At 68.3% G+C, this 16,663-nt stretch carries 15 protein-coding genes and 4 pseudogenes; 10 read left to right on the forward strand and 9 right to left on the reverse strand.

Going from position 1 to position 16,663, the window contains the following annotated elements; genetic code table 11:
- The coding region (locus ABD350_RS22800) for a hypothetical protein (RefSeq protein ID WP_344350113.1) at positions 1-190 on the reverse strand (190 nt) is incomplete at its 3' end.
- A 144-nt stretch (positions 191-334) separates the two neighbouring features.
- Here ABD350_RS22800 and ABD350_RS22805 point away from each other — a divergent pair.
- Positions 335-979, forward strand: a complete 645-nt coding sequence (locus tag ABD350_RS22805; RefSeq protein WP_344350115.1) for a dihydrofolate reductase family protein — start codon at positions 335-337, stop codon at positions 977-979.
- A 22-nt stretch (positions 980-1,001) separates the two neighbouring features.
- Here the strand turns inward: ABD350_RS22805 and ABD350_RS22810 are convergent.
- A pseudogene (locus tag ABD350_RS22810) lies at positions 1,002-1,121 on the reverse strand (IS630 family transposase); the annotation flags it as partial.
- Positions 1,122-1,161: 40 nt separating this feature from the next.
- On the opposite strand from ABD350_RS22810, the pseudogene ABD350_RS22815 reads away from it, so the two are divergent.
- Positions 1,162-2,015: pseudogene (locus ABD350_RS22815) on the forward strand (IS5 family transposase).
- A 15-nt stretch (positions 2,016-2,030) separates the two neighbouring features.
- Here the strand turns inward: ABD350_RS22815 and ABD350_RS22820 are convergent.
- Entirely contained in the window at positions 2,031-2,537 is a 507-nt protein-coding gene (locus ABD350_RS22820; protein WP_344350116.1) for a DinB family protein, read from the reverse strand.
- 422 nt (positions 2,538-2,959) lie between these two features.
- Here ABD350_RS22820 and ABD350_RS22825 point away from each other — a divergent pair, with 422 nt between their 5' ends.
- Positions 2,960-4,393: a lamin tail domain-containing protein gene (locus ABD350_RS22825; protein ID WP_344350117.1), complete on the forward strand. Its 1,434-nt coding sequence runs from the start codon at positions 2,960-2,962 to the stop codon at positions 4,391-4,393.
- A 505-nt stretch (positions 4,394-4,898) separates the two neighbouring features.
- On the opposite strand, the gene ABD350_RS22830 is transcribed toward ABD350_RS22825, so the two are convergent.
- The 4 genes and pseudogenes from ABD350_RS22830 to ABD350_RS22840 form a co-directional block, all read right to left on the reverse strand.
- The gene (locus ABD350_RS22830; RefSeq protein ID WP_344350119.1) at positions 4,899-5,246 is read right to left on the reverse strand and encodes a peptidoglycan-binding domain-containing protein; all 348 of its coding nucleotides are present in this window, start codon (positions 5,244-5,246) and stop codon (positions 4,899-4,901) included.
- Between the two features lie 12 nt (positions 5,247-5,258).
- The gene (locus tag ABD350_RS38005; protein WP_382466855.1) at positions 5,259-5,357 is read right to left on the reverse strand and encodes a peptidoglycan-binding domain-containing protein; all 99 of its coding nucleotides are present in this window, start codon (positions 5,355-5,357) and stop codon (positions 5,259-5,261) included.
- Between the two features lie 225 nt (positions 5,358-5,582).
- Positions 5,583-5,916 (reverse strand): annotated as a pseudogene (locus ABD350_RS22835) (IS5 family transposase); the annotation flags it as partial.
- A 41-nt stretch (positions 5,917-5,957) separates the two neighbouring features.
- The gene (locus ABD350_RS22840; protein WP_344350120.1) at positions 5,958-6,431 is read right to left on the reverse strand and encodes a MarR family winged helix-turn-helix transcriptional regulator; all 474 of its coding nucleotides are present in this window, start codon (positions 6,429-6,431) and stop codon (positions 5,958-5,960) included.
- Between the two features lie 562 nt (positions 6,432-6,993).
- On the opposite strand from ABD350_RS22840, the gene ABD350_RS22845 reads away from it, so the two are divergent.
- Positions 6,994-8,271: an MFS transporter gene (locus ABD350_RS22845; protein WP_344350122.1), complete on the forward strand. Its 1,278-nt coding sequence runs from the start codon at positions 6,994-6,996 to the stop codon at positions 8,269-8,271.
- 146 nt (positions 8,272-8,417) lie between these two features.
- Here the strand turns inward: ABD350_RS22845 and ABD350_RS22850 are convergent.
- Positions 8,418-9,050 (reverse strand): annotated as a pseudogene (locus tag ABD350_RS22850) (YdcF family protein).
- A gap of 301 nt (positions 9,051-9,351) precedes the next feature.
- Here ABD350_RS22850 and ABD350_RS22855 point away from each other — a divergent pair.
- On the forward strand, positions 9,352-9,495 hold the full coding sequence (locus ABD350_RS22855) for a hypothetical protein (protein ID WP_382466853.1): 144 nt from the start codon (positions 9,352-9,354) through the stop codon (positions 9,493-9,495).
- A 6-nt stretch (positions 9,496-9,501) separates the two neighbouring features.
- Here the strand turns inward: ABD350_RS22855 and ABD350_RS22860 are convergent, their stop codons facing one another.
- Positions 9,502-10,074, reverse strand: a complete 573-nt coding sequence (locus ABD350_RS22860) for an EF-Tu C-terminal domain-related protein (protein WP_344350169.1) — start codon at positions 10,072-10,074, stop codon at positions 9,502-9,504.
- 2,585 nt (positions 10,075-12,659) lie between these two features.
- On the opposite strand from ABD350_RS22860, the gene ABD350_RS22865 reads away from it, so the two are divergent.
- Genes ABD350_RS22865 through ABD350_RS22885 form a run of 5 tightly spaced genes read left to right on the forward strand, consistent with a single transcriptional unit; the run spans position 12,660 to position 16,650 of the window.
- Positions 12,660-13,601 (forward strand): nucleoside-diphosphate kinase, encoded by a 942-nt coding sequence (locus ABD350_RS22865; protein WP_344350123.1) that lies wholly within the window; start codon positions 12,660-12,662, stop codon positions 13,599-13,601.
- Positions 13,594-14,349, forward strand: a complete 756-nt coding sequence (locus ABD350_RS22870; RefSeq protein WP_344350124.1) for a YqcI/YcgG family protein — start codon at positions 13,594-13,596, stop codon at positions 14,347-14,349. The genes ABD350_RS22865 and ABD350_RS22870 overlap by 8 nt, the downstream gene beginning before the upstream one ends.
- A complete protein-coding gene (locus ABD350_RS22875; RefSeq protein WP_344350126.1) occupies positions 14,346-15,509 on the forward strand; it encodes a GNAT family N-acetyltransferase in 1,164 nt (387 codons plus the stop codon). The genes ABD350_RS22870 and ABD350_RS22875 overlap by 4 nt, the downstream gene beginning before the upstream one ends.
- A gap of 40 nt (positions 15,510-15,549) precedes the next feature.
- Positions 15,550-16,071, forward strand: a complete 522-nt coding sequence (locus tag ABD350_RS22880) for a thiamine pyrophosphate-binding protein (protein ID WP_344350127.1) — start codon at positions 15,550-15,552, stop codon at positions 16,069-16,071.
- Between the two features lie 6 nt (positions 16,072-16,077).
- Entirely contained in the window at positions 16,078-16,650 is a 573-nt protein-coding gene (locus ABD350_RS22885; RefSeq protein WP_344350128.1) for a thiamine pyrophosphate-dependent enzyme, read from the forward strand.
- The last annotated feature ends 13 nt before the right edge of the window (positions 16,651-16,663 follow it).

The raw sequence follows: 16,663 nt of genomic DNA on the forward strand, positions 1-16,663 counted from the left end.
ACTGGGCGTCAGTCAACGACACACCCAGACCAACGATCCGATGATCTGAAAGAAACGGCCTAGTGCTGTGACTGGCAAGGTTCGCCGGGCTGACGGTCGTGGCGGTTGGATGGGCGGTGATGTCCGTTGCGACGCATGTGAATGGCCGCGCGGCGGCCCCGGCCACCTCGATGCCGTCGGCTTCCGCCACGGCCACACCGCCACCGGGGCTGCTTTCTGGGCACGCCTTTGAAAAGAGTTCCGGACCGCTGTCGATCCGGCCACGTCCCGTTCGACGTCATGATGTGCGGCACCTCGCCACACGATGACGCGACACGACCTGACGAGGAAACACGTGGATCAACTGCTGAGAGTCATGAACTTCAACGTCTCAAGCGACGGAATCGGTGCCGGTGAGCACCAGAGTCTTGAGCGGCCGTTCGGCCACGACCACCCCGAGAGGCTGTTCGCCTGGGCCGGAGCAACGGCGAGCTGGCCCATGCGCACGGATCCCGGCGGGAGCCGTGGCCTCGACGACTACTTCACGCGAGACTTCGCACGCAACATCGGCGCAGAGATCATGGGCCGCAACAAGTTCGGGCCCCAGCGCGGCGCCTGGCACGACCACGAGTGGCGCGGCTGGTGGGGAGAGGAGCCCCCGTTCCACACGCCGGTGTTCGTCATGACCCACCACAAGCGTCCGTCGCTCACGCTCTCCGACACCACGTTCCACTTCGTCGACGGCGACCCGGCAACAGTCCTCGAACGGGCGCGGGAAGCGGCACAGGGCAAGGACGTACGACTCGGCGGCGGGGTCACCACTATCCGGCAGTTCCTTGCCGCCGACCTCGTCGACACCATGCATGTGGCGGTCTCACCGGTAAAGCTCGGGTCCGGACTACGACTCTGGGAATCCCCCGACGAGCTGCGCGACCGGTTCCACCTGGAGGTCGTGCCCAGCCCGAGCGGCGTGACGCACCACCTCTTCTGGCGAAGGTAACGCGAGCGCCCACTCCAGTTCGGGCCGCGGTGGCAAGGGGGCGTCCGCCCCATCGGACGCCCTTCTGACCACGGATGCGGGCACGTTCCTTGCACTGGGCGGCGAGTACGTTGGGGTGACGGGCGTTGACGTTGCGCCAGCGCTAGGCCGTTTCCTTCAGATCATCGGATCGTTGGTCTGGTGTGTCGTTGGCTGATGCCCAGTGGGCGAGGATCGGGCCTTTGCTGCCGGACCCGACGCCGAAGCGGGTGGACGGTGGCGTGATCACCGGCAGGTGATCGACGCGATCGCGTTCAAGTACCGCACCGGCACGCCGTGGATGGACCTGCCCGAACACTTCGGCTCATGGAAGGGCGCCACAACCGGCTGCGGAAGTGGGCCGCCGACGGCACGTGGGAGAAGGTCTTCACCGCCCTGCTCGCCCAGGCCGACGCCGAAGGCGACCTCGACCGGGTCGTCGCGGTCGGCTCCACCATCGTCCGCGCTCACCAGCACGCCGCCGGGGGCCGTCAAAAGGGGCCCCGGCCGGCGAGCCGGACGACCATGCCCTGGGGCGCTCCCGCGGCGGGCTGACCACCAAGGTCCACCTCGCCGCGGACAGCCGCTGCCGGCCGCTCGTCTTCGTGCTCACACACGGCCAGGCCGGCGACGCACCCGCGTTCGCTCAGGTCGTGGTCCAGTTACGGGTGCCGCGGCGGATCGGCCGCCCCAGGACCACACCGGAGGCGGTCCTGGCCGACAAGGCCTACTCCTCCCGCGCGATCCGGACCCATCTGCGCCGGCGCGGGAACCGGGCGGTGATCCCGCAGCCCGCCGACCAGGCCGCCAAGCGCATGAAGCGAGGCCGGTCCGGTGGCCGCCCACCGGCCTTCGACCGCGAGGCATACAAGAGGCATACAAGCAGCGCAACACCGTCGAGCGGTGCATCAACAAACTCAGGCAATGGCGCGGCCCGGCCACCCGCTACGACAAGACCGCCACCATCTACCTCGCCGGACTCCACCTCGCCGCCATCTTCATCTGGTCTGCCAGATGATCCGAAGGAAACGGCCTAGTTGCCGGTCGTGCCGTCGAGCATCTCGCGCAGGATGTCCAGGTGGCCGTTGTGGCGGGCCGTCTCCTCGATGAGGTGGAGGAGGATCCAGCGCAGGTCGACGTGCAGGCCGTCGCGGATGGAGCGCTGGGCCTGCTTGTCCAGGGCGTTGCCGGTGACCAGTTCGCGGTAGCGGGCGCTCTGTTCGGCGTATTCGTCGAGCAACTGCGTGAGCGGGAAGTCGACGGCGATGCGCATCTCGCGGTCGGGGTCCTCCTCGGTCCACGGGCCCCGGTCTTCCTCGCCGAGGAAGACCACTTGGAACCAGTAGTACTCGACCCAGCGGAGGTGGTTGATCACTCCGCTCATGGTCATCAGCGGTGAGCCCGGCAGGAGCGCCTTGCGTGCGTTGTCCGCGGAGACGCCGGCGCACTTGGCGCGGGCGGTGTCGCGTGCGTAGTCGAGGAACGTGGTGAGCTGGGTGCGCTCGTCCCACGCGGAAGGCGTGTCATCAATTCTGGTCATCGCGCGAAGCGTCCCCGATCACCGCACCCGATGTCGAGCCATTTGTCGACGGACCCGACCAGCTGAACCCAACTCCTTGTCCTCCAGGCCGCTACAGCGATTCAGCGCCGGCGGGCCGCCCGGCCTGATCGACCGGGCGGACCCTGGCGAACCCGCGAGTGCGAAGTGGGCGCTGCAACCAAGAGGTTCGGGTGGCGGCGCTGCGTGCACGTGGGGGCCTGGCCGCCCCCCGGGCGACTTCGTGATTCCCGAGGTGTCGAACGAAGTCCTGGCAGTGGTCCTCGTCTCCGTGCGCGAGGACGAGCGGGACGAGGGCAGTTCGCCAGCCGTTCATGTGCCGGCCTTCTCGGAGGGAGCGGCTTGTTCGAACTGGCCCGCGACTGTCGGGCCGTCTTGCCCGTGACAACGTCAGGACCCCTTCCGTGACTGCATCGGCCGCTTTCCGGCGCCCTCGTGTTCTTACTCGATTCCTCGTCGCCGCACCCCTCTTGGCCGCAGGCGCCCTGTCCGGCGTACCGGCGGCGCACGCGGCCGCCGCGGACGACGTCCGTATCAACGAGGTGGTGACCACCGGCGACGTCAACGACTCGATCGAGCTGTACAACAAGGGCACCGCCACGGTCGACGTATCGGGTTGGATCCTCAAGGACAACGACGAGGGCCACACCTACAAGATTGCTTCCGGGACCACCCTCGCGCCGGGCGCGTACAGGGCGTTCGACGTGAGCGGCGCGTTCGGCCTGGGCTCGGACGACGAGACTCACCTCTACCTCGCGGACGGCAAGACCCAGGTGGACAGCTTCTCCTGGAGCAAGCACTCCGACCCGTCCTGGTCACGCTGCCCTGACGGCACCGGCGCGTTCAGGCAGGCGGCCACGGTGACCCTCGGCGGCCCGGACAACTGCGGCACCGGCGGCGCGGACGGCGGCTCCACGACGCCGGCCGTGTGGCCGGGAAGCGGCAGCGTGGCCACCGCGGACGGCTCCAACGTGTTCGGCCAGGACCTCAGCGGCCTCTACCAGGGGGGCAGTGTGCTGTGGGGGGCGCAGAACAGCGGCAGGCTGTGGCGTCTGGTGCGGGACGGCTCGGGCGGCTGGAAGCCGGACACCGCCGGCGGCTGGCCCGCCGGCAAGACCCTGCGCTTTCCCGGCGGTTCCGGCACGCCCGACGGTGAGGGCGTCACCCTGACCGGTGCCGGTTCGGCCGGAGGCGTATTCGTGGCCAGCGAGCGCAACGGGGACGCGTCGGGCAGCAGCCGTCTGTCGGTACTGAAGTACGACGTCAGCGGATCAGGCTCGTCGTTGACCGCGGTCAGGGAGTGGAACCTCACTTCCGACCTGCCCTCGACCGGCTCCAATCTCGGTTTCGAGGGGATCACCTGGATCCCGGACACCGCGCTGACCGGCGCCGGGTTCAAGGATGCATCGACCGGCACGGCGTACGACCCGGCCCGCTACGGCAGTCACAGCGGCGGGGTGTTCTTCGTGGGCGTCGAGGGCACGGGCATGATCTACGGCTACGTGCTGACCGACTCCGGTTCCTACACGCGTATCGCTTCCTTCAGCAGCGGCATGTCCGGGGTGATGGAACTGCAGTGGGAACCGCAAGCGTCGCGCCTGTGGGCGGTCTGCGACGACACCTGCGACGGCCGGCACCGCACCCTGAAGATCGACACGACCGGCGTCTTCACCGCCGCCGGCGTCTTCAATCGCCCGTCGGGTATGCCCGACTACAACAACGAGGGCTTCACCCTGGCCGGCGCGGACGAATGCGTGGCGGGAGCCAAGCCTGTCTACTGGGCGGACGACTCCAACGACGGCGGACACGCTCTGCGCAGGGGCTCCATCACCTGCTGAACGGACGGGCTGGACCGGCCCGCCTTGCGGACCTTCGCCACCTACCTCGCCGACCGGCAGCTCACCACGGCGGGCCTCATTCCGGAAAAGCCAGGTCCGGCCGACCGGCCGCGTCCCCGGCCCCTGCGGGCGCGGCTTGCCGCCGGCCCGCGCACACTGCCGACTCCGCAGGCGCGGCCGTACCGCGCGCGGGCCGTAAGGTGGCTGTGGGCGAGCGGCAGCCGACCGGCATCGCGGAGGCCGCCGGTCGTCCGGGGCCGGTGCGCCTGGCGGGTGGGCCGGGCAAGCTCCGACCAGGCTCCCGGAGAGCTCTCCGGTCGGAGCTTGCCGCCAGTCGGTGTCGTCTCCGTCGGCCGTGCCTCCGTCCAGGCCACACGGAGTGACATCACCATTTGCCAGATCTCTCACCGGCCCGCAGGTGCCGCTTCCGCCATGACGGCTCCCGCGACTTCGCGCTATGCCTGCCGATCGACCGCGCGGAAGCCGGTGGTCGTCGGCGTGGGGCTCACACGCAGGAGCCTTCGATCAGCCCGTTCCAGGTCTTGGGTCCCACGAGACCATCGACCTCGTGGCTACGGAATCCACACGCCTTCTGGAAGGTCTTCACCGCGCGGGTGGTCGCGGGACCGAACACCCCGTCCACCGTAAGATCTTTGGCACCCTTCGCGTTCAGTCTCCGCTGGAGGAAGGCCACGCAGGTCCCCCGGTCCCCCGCGGACAGGAAGGGACGGGCCGTGGCGCAACTGGTGGCGCTCGGGGTGCCGGCCGCTGTGGTGAGGGCGGATGCCGGAGCACCGGTCGTCGCGAGGGTGCCGATCACCAAAGCACCCAGCAGCGCAACGGCCTTCATCATGCTGGTCCCCTCTCATCCATTGCGCAGCGCCGCCCATGTCCTCGGACCGACGATGCCGTCCACCGCGAGCCTGTGATGCCGTTGGAACGCCTTGACGGCGCTCCGTCTCATCACAGGAAGGCACCGGGCTCGGCGCCGTGCAGGACGGCGGCTCAGCAGCGGCCGAGACCGGCCGGCGGGTCGTGCGGGGTGTTCACGTTGCCGCCCCACGAGTAGACGTCGTAGAAGGTGCGGTTGGTCGAGTCGTCGATGACCACTCCTCGGTACCAGACGTTGGTGTGGTGCTTGCCGTCGTTGTAGTCCGAACCCCGCGTGTAGCAGCACCGGCTCGTTGCGGGCTCCCGCGGCGTGCTGGTGGGCTCTGACGGAGGTGGAGTCGACGTTGATGTCCCAGTCGATACCACCTGCCGAGTCCGCGGTGGCCTGGACGTGCTGGAGCAGACGCTCCCAGGTGCCGTCGGCCGACCACAGCAGGTGCCGCTTGTGCACGGTCTGCCACGGACCGAAACCTTCGGGCAGCTCACGCCCATGGGCAGCTGGTACCGAGCCGGTGAATGATCCCGTTGATCACCTGCCGGTGGTTTCGCCACCGGCCGCACCGGTTGTTGCTCAGCGGCAACAGCAGCTCCAGCACCGCCCACTCGTCATCCGTCAGATCCCCCCTGCTCAACATGGCCCCAACAACTCATCACATGATCGGAGAGAAACGGCTCAGGAGAGGTTGTCGGTGACGCGCTGGAGCACGGATACCGCCGCCGCATACTCCTCCTCCGTGATGTCACCGACGAGTTCCGCGCGTACCCGGGCCATGTGCTCCTTCGCCGTCGCGAGGGCCGCGCGGCCCTGGTCCGTGAGGGTCAGTCGGCCGTCCGCGCCACCGATGAGCCAGCCCCGGTGCACGAGCGCATCGGCGGCGTGGGCCATCACCTCGGTGCCCAGTCCGTACGGCACGTCCAGGGCACGAATTTCTTCCCTGGTCAGGCCGTGCTCGGCCCGGACGATGTTGTTGAGCGCCCACCATTGGGGCTGGGTCAGGTCGATGCGCGCCAGGGCGGCCTGCGAGTGCCGCAGGATCGCCTCGGTGACCTGCCAGGCGACGAGGGCGATGGGCCGTTGGTCGGGTGCGGTGGTGCCTTTCTGCGGGCTGTTTGTGGTGCCGTTCTGCGAGGTGCTCACGTTCGTCATGATCACTAAGCTAGGACCTCAAGTGCGGTTGAGGGCAAGGCCGGTTTCGACCCCGGTCCCTGATCCAGGGAGCCGTCGCAACGCACCACGACAAGGGCTGACACGTCCGCCTCGGCACCGTTACGCCGCAGCATCTGGCTCCGATCATGATCGGAGAGACGGAACCTAGGGATCCACCAACGTGACGACCCGTCGCTCCCTGGTGCCCTAGCCGGTGGAGAACGACCAGTCCGTCGTCCGCGGAGGCCCGCGTCGGCCCCGGCGAAGCATGTCAACTAACGCGGTCCGGGCCGTCTGTGGAGAGTGGTGCTGCGGCCGGCACCCTGAAGGTCCGTCTCGTGCCTCGTCGTTGTACTGGCCCAGCAACAGCGTCCGGAGAGCAGTCAGGGGCCGGTGACCGCACCGACGACCGCCTCCCCCGTCTCGCACGTCTGTTGGTGAAGAGGCAGTATCGGATAGCTGCGGTATTCGTGGCTAGGGTTGGTATCTCCGGCGCTGACGTCTCCCATGGCGCGCTGCTGCACTAGGGTGCTGCTCGCTGCGCCCAAGCCCAAGGGAGACCATGGAGACCGCCGCCGCGTCACCGGAGATCATCAGCACTCCGTTGAGGATCAGGGCCTTCCGCCGGTTCGCGTCGGCCAGTCTCCTCTCGGCGGCCGGCTCTGCGATGGCTCCTCTCGCGCTGGCCTACTCCGTCATACAGCAGGGTGGAGGAGCCGGGTCTCTCGGCCTGGTCCTCGCTACGAACACTGTCCCCACGATCGTGTTCCTGCTCATGGGTGGCCTCTTCGCCGACCGCTTGTCCCGGAGCCGACTCCTCTTCGCCGGGAACTTGCTGGCCGCAGGTGCCCAGGGTGCCATGGCCGTCAGCGTCGCCACGGGACATGCGACGACTGCCTCGATTGCGGCGTGCGGCTTCGTTTCGGGAACCGCGGTGTCGTTCATCGTTCCGTCCACGCAAGGCGCCGTCGCGCAAATCGTTCCCGAAGAGCACCTCCAGCAGGCCAATGCGCTGCTCAGGCTCCCGAGTAACGCGGTGAGGGTGCTGGGACCTGTCGCCGGAGGAGTCGTCGTCGCCGCGAGTGGCGCGGCATGGGCACTGGCCTGGGACGCATTCACGTTCGCCGTCGCGGCTGTCCTCCTTCTTGGTCTGCGTCTGGAAGCCCCGCCCGCTACACCCGCCGGCGTCCTGGCCGATCTGCGGGCAGGCTGGACGAGCTTTTGGTCCCGCACCTGGCTGTGGACCTATACCGCCGCCGGCACAGTACTCGTCGCCGCCTGGCTGGCGGGCTTCCAGCTTCTTGGCCCCCTTGTCGCCGCACGGCAGTACGCCGGAGCACGTGACTGGGGTCTGATCCAGGCCGCCTTCGCCTCCGGCCTGCTGGCGGGAACCCTCATATGCCTTCGCTGGAAGCCGTACCGGCTCCTCACCGTGGCGGTGATCACGGCCGGCGCCCTCGCCCTCCCGCTGGCGGCCATGGCGTGCAGCGTGTCTCTCCCCCTCATCCTGGTGGCCGCCTCGCTGGCAGGTATCGGACTCGACGTCTCGATCGTCGCCTGGAGCACCGCGTTCCAACAGCATGTACCCCAGGTCGAACAGGGCCGCATGAGTGCGTTCAACGGCGTCGGGGAACGCCTCGTCATCCCCCTGGGCTACCTCATCACCGCCCTCGCAGCCCACTCGTGGAGCATCCAGGCAGTCCTGCTGGGCTGCGCCGCAATGATCACGGTCGCGACCGTTCTCAACCTCTGCGTCCCGGACATACACCGTGTCAACCGGCTCACCCCGAGCCATAAGCCGAGAGCTTCGCGGGACGATCGTGAGGGAGAGCGCGCGTAGCTTGGATCGCCCCGGGCCGATGATCCGCGGGGCGAGGGGTTGACCGCCGGACCAAGCATCGCGGTCGCAAACGCATCCGGACCGGCTGGTGTTCCAGGGCCTCCTATTCGTTCTGCACACCGGAATCTCCTGGCGACGCTCAGGAATCACCGTAAGTGACGCCGACGCGACACCGGCTGTCTCAACGAGACCTTCCGCTCTTCGGCCTTGAGTCCACGGAGTGTCCAAAGCCCGTACAGAGCCAACAGCGGCCTACCGATTATCCACTCGCCAGGACGGTAGTCATCCGCTCGCACGAGCCTTTCAGCAAGGTCAGGGCGCTGCCGCCGCAAGTAGGCACGGGCTTTGAGCGCGTGAGCTGGTTGGGAGGCGATCTTGATGCGGTCGGCACCCTCAAGCAACGGGATCACGTTCGTGATGTTCTGCCATGTCGTCGCGCTCTGATCTTCGAGCAGCACCGTGCCGTCGAACCCGAGCACCGACTTCGCGTAGTCGGCCATCAGATGGGCTTACACAGCGCGGCGGCCGGTCGCACCACCGCTGAAGATCACGCGAGTGCCTCGCACACCGTCAGCGGCAACGGAGCGAATTCCGGCACGAACGCGCCAGCGGTTGATGAAGTTCGCCGTCGATTGCGGGTTGCGGTAGCCCAACACGACCACGGCTTCTGTTACGCCCCCACCGCTGTCCACGAGGGCTCGGGACCAGCGCCAGTTCAACCACTCGCCCCAGGCCAGGACAGCAGCCCCAGCTATCGCCAGCCCTGTTCTCCGTCGCACACGCCGGGCACCGGCCGAAGCCGGACTCACCGCGCACGTCGAAGTCTCGAACCGGGAGGAGCGGTCCTTCCTCCGTGACCTCACTCCGCTCCAGGACGACGTACACCTGCGGTTCGCGCCGCGCGTCGCCCTGCCTTGTCTGAGGGTCATACTCGCCTACGACGCTGACGGCTTCAGCGCCTGGGTCAACGCCCCCGACGAGTCCTGGGCTACGCTCTCGGTCACCGGCCGGCGGCCGGACGATCACCCCCCGGGTACAGCCCCGAAGCCTGGCCGACGAACTGGCGACGGTCTGACACACATGGTGAAGATCCGTTTGGCGGGCGAGAACGGTCGGCGGTCGTTGGCCACGCTGATTACGCCAGGGCAGGCGCGCGACGGGCCGCAGATGATCCCTTTCTACGGCACGGGCACCGTCGCAACGCTCCGGCTGCGGCTGCGCTGACCGGACTCAGGCGAGAACGAGCGTCACGATTCCCGAGCCGGCGGCCCGTCCGTGGTGCCGGAAGGCAAAGGGCTGACCGTCCTCCAGAGCAACGGGCCGTTGCAGTGTGATCGTCACGTCACCCCGGTGAAGCGGATACAAGACGTCCGTTTCCTGGCTGAGCGTCACGTAACCCGCCACTACAGCAGTGCGGATGTAAAACTGAAGCCGCTCGCCCGTCCGTATTTCAGCAGCGCCATGCTCCTCCGAGAGCAGTGCGATGTCCGCTGCGAAACTGGTGTATTCACTGATTGAGCCAGGTGCCGCGAGCACCTGTCCCCGCTCAACCGCGCCAGCTGCCACCCCGCGCAGCAACAGGCCCACATTCATGCCTGTGCTCGCCTCATCGACATACCGACGGCAGGCTTCGATGCCTCCGACTGTGCCGATCGCGCCGCCGCCGAAGCCGACGATCTCCACCTCGTCGCCCTTGCGAATCCGCCCACGCTCGATCCGGCCGGCCAGCATGACCAACCGGCCCTGGTTCCGGCAGAAGACATCCTCAATATGGATCAGGAACGGCTTGCCCAGCCCATCCACCAAGGCTCCCCTCCCGGCGACCGGCCATCAGCAGACCGCCGAGGCTAACAGTGAGCACTGACGGTCCAGCGCCTATCACCTCATCGCCGCCCGACTCGGTCCATGGGACGAGCTCACCAGTACCCACGGCACGCCCGCCCGCACGGCACACGACGGTCAGGTTGCCCGGAGAGCCGGAGGTGACCCCGGTGGTGAGCCTCCCTGTCCCAAAGGTGATCACCATCCCCGGCACGTCGCCGTCCGGCACCTGGAAGGGCCTACGTACTCGACGCCCTCGGCACCGACGGCCGCGGGGCATCGTGCGGGGCGTCGGCACGTGCGGCACCACGGCGGTGATCGCTTGGAGCGTCGGAGAGCCGTCGGACGGCTGACGCGACCGCGGGGTTCTTCCCTGCGAACAGCCGGTCTCTTTCCTGAAACGGTCGCCTCCGGAGCCAGTCGATCACCCTGGTCGCGAGGTTCTGCTCCAGCGTCGTGATGTGTTACTGAAGCTGGTCGATGTCAGCCGACGCTCCGTCGGCTATGGCCGGGGGTGCCGAACTGCCTGGATCGCACGCCGAGCCTGTGATCCACTGCGCGCATGAGCTTATCGGTGGAGGTCTTCCTTGTTGACGCGGATGGCGAGAGGCAGGTGCAGGACGTTCCGGACGGATGCTCCGACGCTGCGGGCCCCGAGAGCTGGCGCACTCGCGTCTGGGGCGCGAATGCCGTCCGCTCGCTGGGGGCCGGCTTCTTTCCGGTGCTGGCCGAAGGAGACCTGTGGGTTGAACCCGGACAGGTTCCCGCGTTCCTGCGTGAGTGCCTTCTGCTTCGCGACAACTGGAGAGGATCGTTGCAAGCACGGGGCCCGTGATGTCGAACCAAGAAGCCAGGAGCGCGATCTCGGAGCGGTTGACGATCATCGAAGGTGCCGCCACGCGCGCGAGTGCCATGGGAGGCGGCGTCCTCATTTGGTGATGCCTCCGGCACACACTGCCTTCGTGTGCGGGAATGTCCATCGGGGAGACAGCACCGGTTGTGAGGGGACGAGGCGGGGATTGCACATGCCCTCGGGACGCGCCCGGTGCCGCCTGTGCCCGGAGTAGTCCACCGAGAGGAGACGATCGCCCGCCCTACTTGCGCCGTCGACTACGGGAGGCCGCCACACCTGGGCGGCCGAACTGTAAGGCGGGCTCGACTCGCTCGCCACGGTGACCGCAGGCATCGCAGCCGAGGGTGAGACGCCGCCCGCTTCCAACTGTGAGGTCACGGTCCGGCGCTGCGCCCCATTCAACTCAACGCACGCTGTCGGTTGTGCGGAGACCGTTCGCGCACGGTGCGAACGGCCGTCAAGGGCTGGCGGTCTCGACCCGGGAGAGCTTGTTCCACAGCCCGGGCAGGCCGGGAGGTCGGCGGTGCCGTGAGGCGACGATGATGCCGCACTCCCCTTCCGTCCCGCAGGCCGGGACGGAACCGGCTCGGCCCCCGTCCGTCAGCTCGGGCAACGCGGAAGCCGTGGGCCGTGTTCTTGAGCTGGCTGTCCGTGTCCCGGTCGAGTACGCGTCGGCGCATATGCGATCTCGGCGGTCAGAGGCGCGCAGCCCCCTGCCACTCCCCCTGCCCGCCCCGCCCACCACCGCACCGTTCGGCACGCCGCCGGGTCCCGGCCCCTCGCCAGACACCGACAGACGCCGACTCCGGGCAGAGGCCGACACCCGGAATCAGGCCGCTCACCCAGAGACCGGCCCACGCAGAGGCCGGCACCCCGGACCGCGCCAACCCACGCAGCAGCCGACACCCACGCTCGAGCTGCCCCGCGCAAAGGTCGCCCTCCGTGCTCCCGCCGCCCCCGGCAGCCCACTGATTCGGTCAGCCCTGCGTGGTGTCCGGATCCGTATTCCCTCTCCCCGTCCCGGCGACACCTCCCGACACCTCCCGACGGCGCCCGGACCGTCGCCACCTCGGTTGTCGCTCTCCCACGCGGAGAGGTGCCGGCCTCCGGGCACGGCGCCATTAACGCCATGGAGCGAAAGGGATAAAACTCCCTCAAGTACGCACACGACTCATGAGGAACCGAACACAAGGTCTCGGCGGCACATATTCGGCCGTCAACTGCCCGCCCGCCCAAACCCCCTCAGACACGGTGATTACATGGTTAAACTCACGCCATACCGCGGCTTACGGGCTGCTGAATTCGCCGTTGACGTCAGGATAATGTCGGGCAAACGCGACAGCGGATGTCGCCGAGACACGATGGCCTGACTTCCATCCCTCGCTCACCAGCCCCGTTGACCAAGCAGATTCGGCTATCTAGCTTTGCTTCGGTGCACGCCGCATACATCACGCAGCGGATGCCGGTAAGGCGATAATCCGGCACCGCCAGAGGACGAGCGCCACATGTTTCCGGCGGTACTCGGCGGCTATCGCACGAGCCGGTCTCGGAAACCTTTAGCCAAAGCGACGACACGCATTCGATAACGGACCGCGTTTACGTCCTTTTCCTGCATTTGTCGATCACACCTGTCAGCAAGACACACGCCAGCGCAATTCATGTACGCGAGTGTGAAGGGATGTGAAAGACCGTGGACTGGTCCCGCAGTGTAGTGGTGGTTGTAAGTCCGGACTCCTTCATTCGCGGTGTGGGTCGCCGCATTGTGGACGAAGTGCTGGCCTCCGGTTGCGAAGAAGTCGCGGCCCGGGTCGTGCAACCGGGCAGTCTACTGCTGGACGCCATATACGACGATCTCTCCCGGAAGCGAATATATTTCGGTACGTACCGGTACCGTGCTATCGACGCGCTCTATGGTCTCGGCCCCTCGCTGGCGATTCTTCTGCGGGGCTCGCCCGGTATCCACCGGCACTTCACCGAGCTCAAAGGCTCCGGTCCGCTTGAGAAAGCCTCCCCTACCTCCCTCCGGCTCCGGTTCGGCGCCGTCAACACGATCCTGGGGCTCCTGCACGTCTCGGACAGCCCCGAAGAGGCCGAACTCGACTGGAAGACCTTCTTCGCCAGGGACTGGAACAACCCGGGCCCCAGCGAGGTGCCCGACTCCCCCGTCCGCCTGGGCACCCCTGGAGCGCGCGTGCTCGCCGGCCTCCTCGACAGCCCACCCGGCTCGGGGGAGAGCCGAGGCTTCCTCCAGGTGCGCGACCAGCTCAGGCGCTCCCTGGTGGCGTACCTGTGGGAACTCCTGCCGCAAGAGGAAACCGCTTCCCTGGCCCGGCATCTGGCCGCGCTCGACAGAGCCCCGCTGAGCGGCGAATTCGTCGCCCGGATGGCGAAGAACCTGGACGGAGCCGCCGATCTCCTGCTCCGGCGAGCACTCACCGCGTCCTTCACCCCCGACGAACCGCCGCTCGACACGCGCAGGCTGTGGCGGACGCTGGAGGGGCACGGCATCACGGTCGATCCGTGGGCCCGCGCCGTACTCACGACCTGCCAGTACTTCCCGCCCCTCGCCCACGACGGGAACCCGCGCGAGTCCGCATCCCCCGCGGACGCCCCGCGACTCGCCCGTTCCGGCGCGGAGTCCGCCGCTCATGGCTGAGGCGGGGGTACGGCTCTGGGCCGGCGGGGAGGAGGCGGCCCCGCGAGACGCCCCCCGTTGGGCCGTGGAAGAACGGCGACGGGTACGTGCGACCCTCCTCGGCTCCCACCCCGCCCCGTACCCCTGCCACTTCGGGTCCATCGGTGAGAACAAGGGCACCAACCACTACACCTACTGGGATCTACGTCAGGATTCCACGAGCGAGGCGGAGGCCGTGGCGCGTGCTCTCGGGGCGTTCGTAGGGATGCAGCGCGCTCTGCCCGACGAGCGGCTTTCCCTGCTCCTCATGGTGGGACCGTCCCGGAAGGACGGGGATTTCGCCTGGTACCGGGACCGGTTCTGGCGCATACTCGCCGCCCTGCACGAACACGACCTGGATCCGTGGCCCGCCGGTGTACCAGACGACCCGCAGGACCCGAAGTGGGAATTCTCCTTCGCGGGGGAACCGCTTTTCACCTTCGGCACCTGTCCGGCCTATGGCCCGCGTCGCAGCCGCACGCTCGGTGAATGTCTCGTGATCGGCGTGCAGTGCAGAAGCGTCTTCCAGTCCATCAGCGGCTCCACGGCGGCCGGACGTGCGGCGAAGAAACGTATCCGCCGGAGCCTCGCCGAGTACGAGGACGTGCCCCTGCTCGCGGACGCCGGGGACGGCCAGGGCTCCACGACAGCGAAATGGAAGCAGTATTTCCCCGAGGTCGACGGCCAACCACTGAGTGGAAAGTGCCCTGTCCGGTGGGAGAAACGGTGAAGCAGCAGGAGATGGCGGCCGACCGCACCCACACCCCGGTTCTCGTGGTCGATGAGGAACTTCCGGAGCAGTGGCCCGACTGCACCTTCCTCACCTCGCCGGCGTGGCTGAAGATGATGGGTGACAGGCCGCCCGGTCGCGGCTACTTCTTCCGGCTCGTACAGGACGGCGTCACCGTCGCCGCGACCACCGGGTACCTCATCGAGGACCCCGACTGCTACGAGTCGTTCAACATCCACGATCTCCTGTGGCGGGATCCCCCCGTCTTCCCCGATCAGGACAGGCCGTCCGCACGGGGACCGGAGCGGGCCGCCCTCTTCCCCTTCCTCGCGCTCGTGCAGCCCGGCTACGACTGCGCGGTGGCCGTCCCGGGGCCGTTCGCCGAGGAAGCGGTCCGTGGTCTCCTCACCGAGGTCACCCGGTGGGCGCGCCGGGCAGGCGCGGTCTGCGCGGCCGTGCTCTACGCGTCCGGGTCCGCGTTGCCCGCGGTCCTGGAGGCCGACACCGCCTGGAGCCGGTGGCGTGGCACCGTGCGGTCCGTCCTCGACGTACCGGCGGGAGGCTTCGACGACTACGTCGCCGGGCTACGGAAAACGAGCCGCCAGAAGGTCCGCTGGGACCTGCGTGACCTGGCATCGGCCGGGGTCCGCACCGTACGCGCCGACCCGGCCGGACTCGGGGCCGGGGAGGTGGGGCTGCGGATGAACCTCGTCGCGAAGTACGGGGCTTACAGCACCCGGGACGTGGAGCGGTCCCGGCTGGAGCGGCTGGTCGCGTTCTTTCCCGCGGACCGCCTGCGGCTGTTCCACTGCGCGACGGCCGACGGGGAGGTGGTGGCCTTCAGCCTCTTCATCGCGCACGGCGACCAGTGGCACGTGTTCTGGTGCGGGTTCGACTACGACAACCCGGCGTCGCGCAGGACGTACTTCGACGCGATGTTCTACTCCCCCGTCCGTGTCGCGCAGACCGAGGGGGTCCGGGTGATCGACTACGGCCTCGGTTACGAGAAGAGCAAGAAATGGCGAGGGTGCCACGGCGCACCTCGCGACATCTGGGTCGCCGACCTCGGCGGGGACCTCACCCCCTGGTTGCGGACCGCCGCCCGGGACGGAGCACCCGAAGGAACACCGACATCCGGCGCCGACACCGCCGCCGGGTGACCGAATCCATCGCCGGCCGACTGGAGACGCGGTCTTGGACGTGAGTGCCACACTGCAGGCAGTTGAGAACTCCGCGCTGATCGACGAGGTCTTCTCCGCGGGATACGACTTCATCACGGGCGTGCCGGACTCCTATCTGGCCGGTTTCCTGAGTGCCCTGGCCGCGCACGAGCGAGCGGACGAGTGCTTCCAGCCCGGGACACGCGAGGACAACTGTGTCGGACTCGCGGTGGGGGCCTACCTCGCCGGTGCGACACCGCTGGTGTTCATGAAGAGTGCGGGGCTCGGGACCTGCGTCGACGCCCTGACCAGCCTGGCGCTGGTCTACCGGATCCCGGTCGTGCTGCTGGTCTCGTGGGCCGGACACGACGGCCGCGACGTGCCGCACCACAACGTGATCGGCCGGCCGGCGCCCGCCATGCTCCAAGCCCTCGGCATCCCGGTCCTGCGCTGCCGGTTCGGCGACACCGCGGAGATCGCGGAACAACTGCGCGCGGCTCTGAAGGAAGCGGTCTTCGCCGGCGGCCCCGTCGCGGTGCTGTGCGCGCCCGGAGGAGGGTGAGAACGGATGCTGACCAGAGACGACGCTCTCGCCCGGATCGCCCGCACGGCCGGCGCCGAGAAGGCGGCGGTGTTCATCGGCAACGGGCTCAACCCGCGGGCGCTGCACGCGATCGCCGACCGTGACGAGAACTTCTACATGATGGGCAGCATGGGTCTCGCGCTGCCCCTGGCCATCGGGTTCTCCCGGCAATCGGGCAGGACCGCGCTCGCGGTCGAGGGCGACGGCAACACCCTCATGGGCATGTCCGCCATGGCGCTGGCCCCGGCCGCGCGCGGGACGCTCGTGCACATCGTCCTCGACAACCAGGTCTACGAGAGCACCGGTGGTCAGCGCTCGCCCGCGCCCGGCTTCTCCTTCGTCGGCCTCGCCCGGGCCGCCGGGTACGCGACGGCGGTGTCGGTGACCGATGCCGAGGCGTTCTCCGACGCACTGGCGCAGGCGGTCGGCGCGAAGCGACCCGGGTTCGTCCACGTACACACGGCGGCCGGCTCCGGGCCGCCGCCGCCCCGGGTCCCGTACCACCCGGCGGACATCACCGCCCGGTTCACCGCCCGCTACCGCACGCGCGACACCTGACGAAACGAGGTGA

The organism is Streptomyces nogalater (genome assembly GCF_039532885.1).
Lineage (GTDB): Bacteria > Actinomycetota > Actinomycetes > Streptomycetales > Streptomycetaceae > Streptomyces > Streptomyces nogalater.

What these genes read in the sequence shown, in the direction of transcription:
- ABD350_RS22820 (WP_344350116.1), bottom strand. Translation starts at nt 2,537, where the DNA reads ATGACCAGAATTGATGACACGCCTTCCGCGTGGGACGAGCGCACCCAG.
- ABD350_RS22830 (WP_344350119.1), bottom strand. Translation starts at nt 5,246, where the DNA reads ATGATGAAGGCCGTTGCGCTGCTGGGTGCTTTGGTGATCGGCACCCTC.
- ABD350_RS22855 (WP_382466853.1), top strand. Translation starts at nt 9,352, where the DNA reads ATGGTGAAGATCCGTTTGGCGGGCGAGAACGGTCGGCGGTCGTTGGCC.
- ABD350_RS22840 (WP_344350120.1), bottom strand. Translation starts at nt 6,431, where the DNA reads ATGACGAACGTGAGCACCTCGCAGAACGGCACCACAAACAGCCCGCAG.
- ABD350_RS22845 (WP_344350122.1), top strand. Translation starts at nt 6,994, where the DNA reads ATGGAGACCGCCGCCGCGTCACCGGAGATCATCAGCACTCCGTTGAGG.
- ABD350_RS22870 (WP_344350124.1), top strand. Translation starts at nt 13,594, where the DNA reads ATGGCTGAGGCGGGGGTACGGCTCTGGGCCGGCGGGGAGGAGGCGGCC.
- ABD350_RS22885 (WP_344350128.1), top strand. Translation starts at nt 16,078, where the DNA reads ATGCTGACCAGAGACGACGCTCTCGCCCGGATCGCCCGCACGGCCGGC.
- ABD350_RS38005 (WP_382466855.1), bottom strand. Translation starts at nt 5,357, where the DNA reads ATGAGACGGAGCGCCGTCAAGGCGTTCCAACGGCATCACAGGCTCGCG.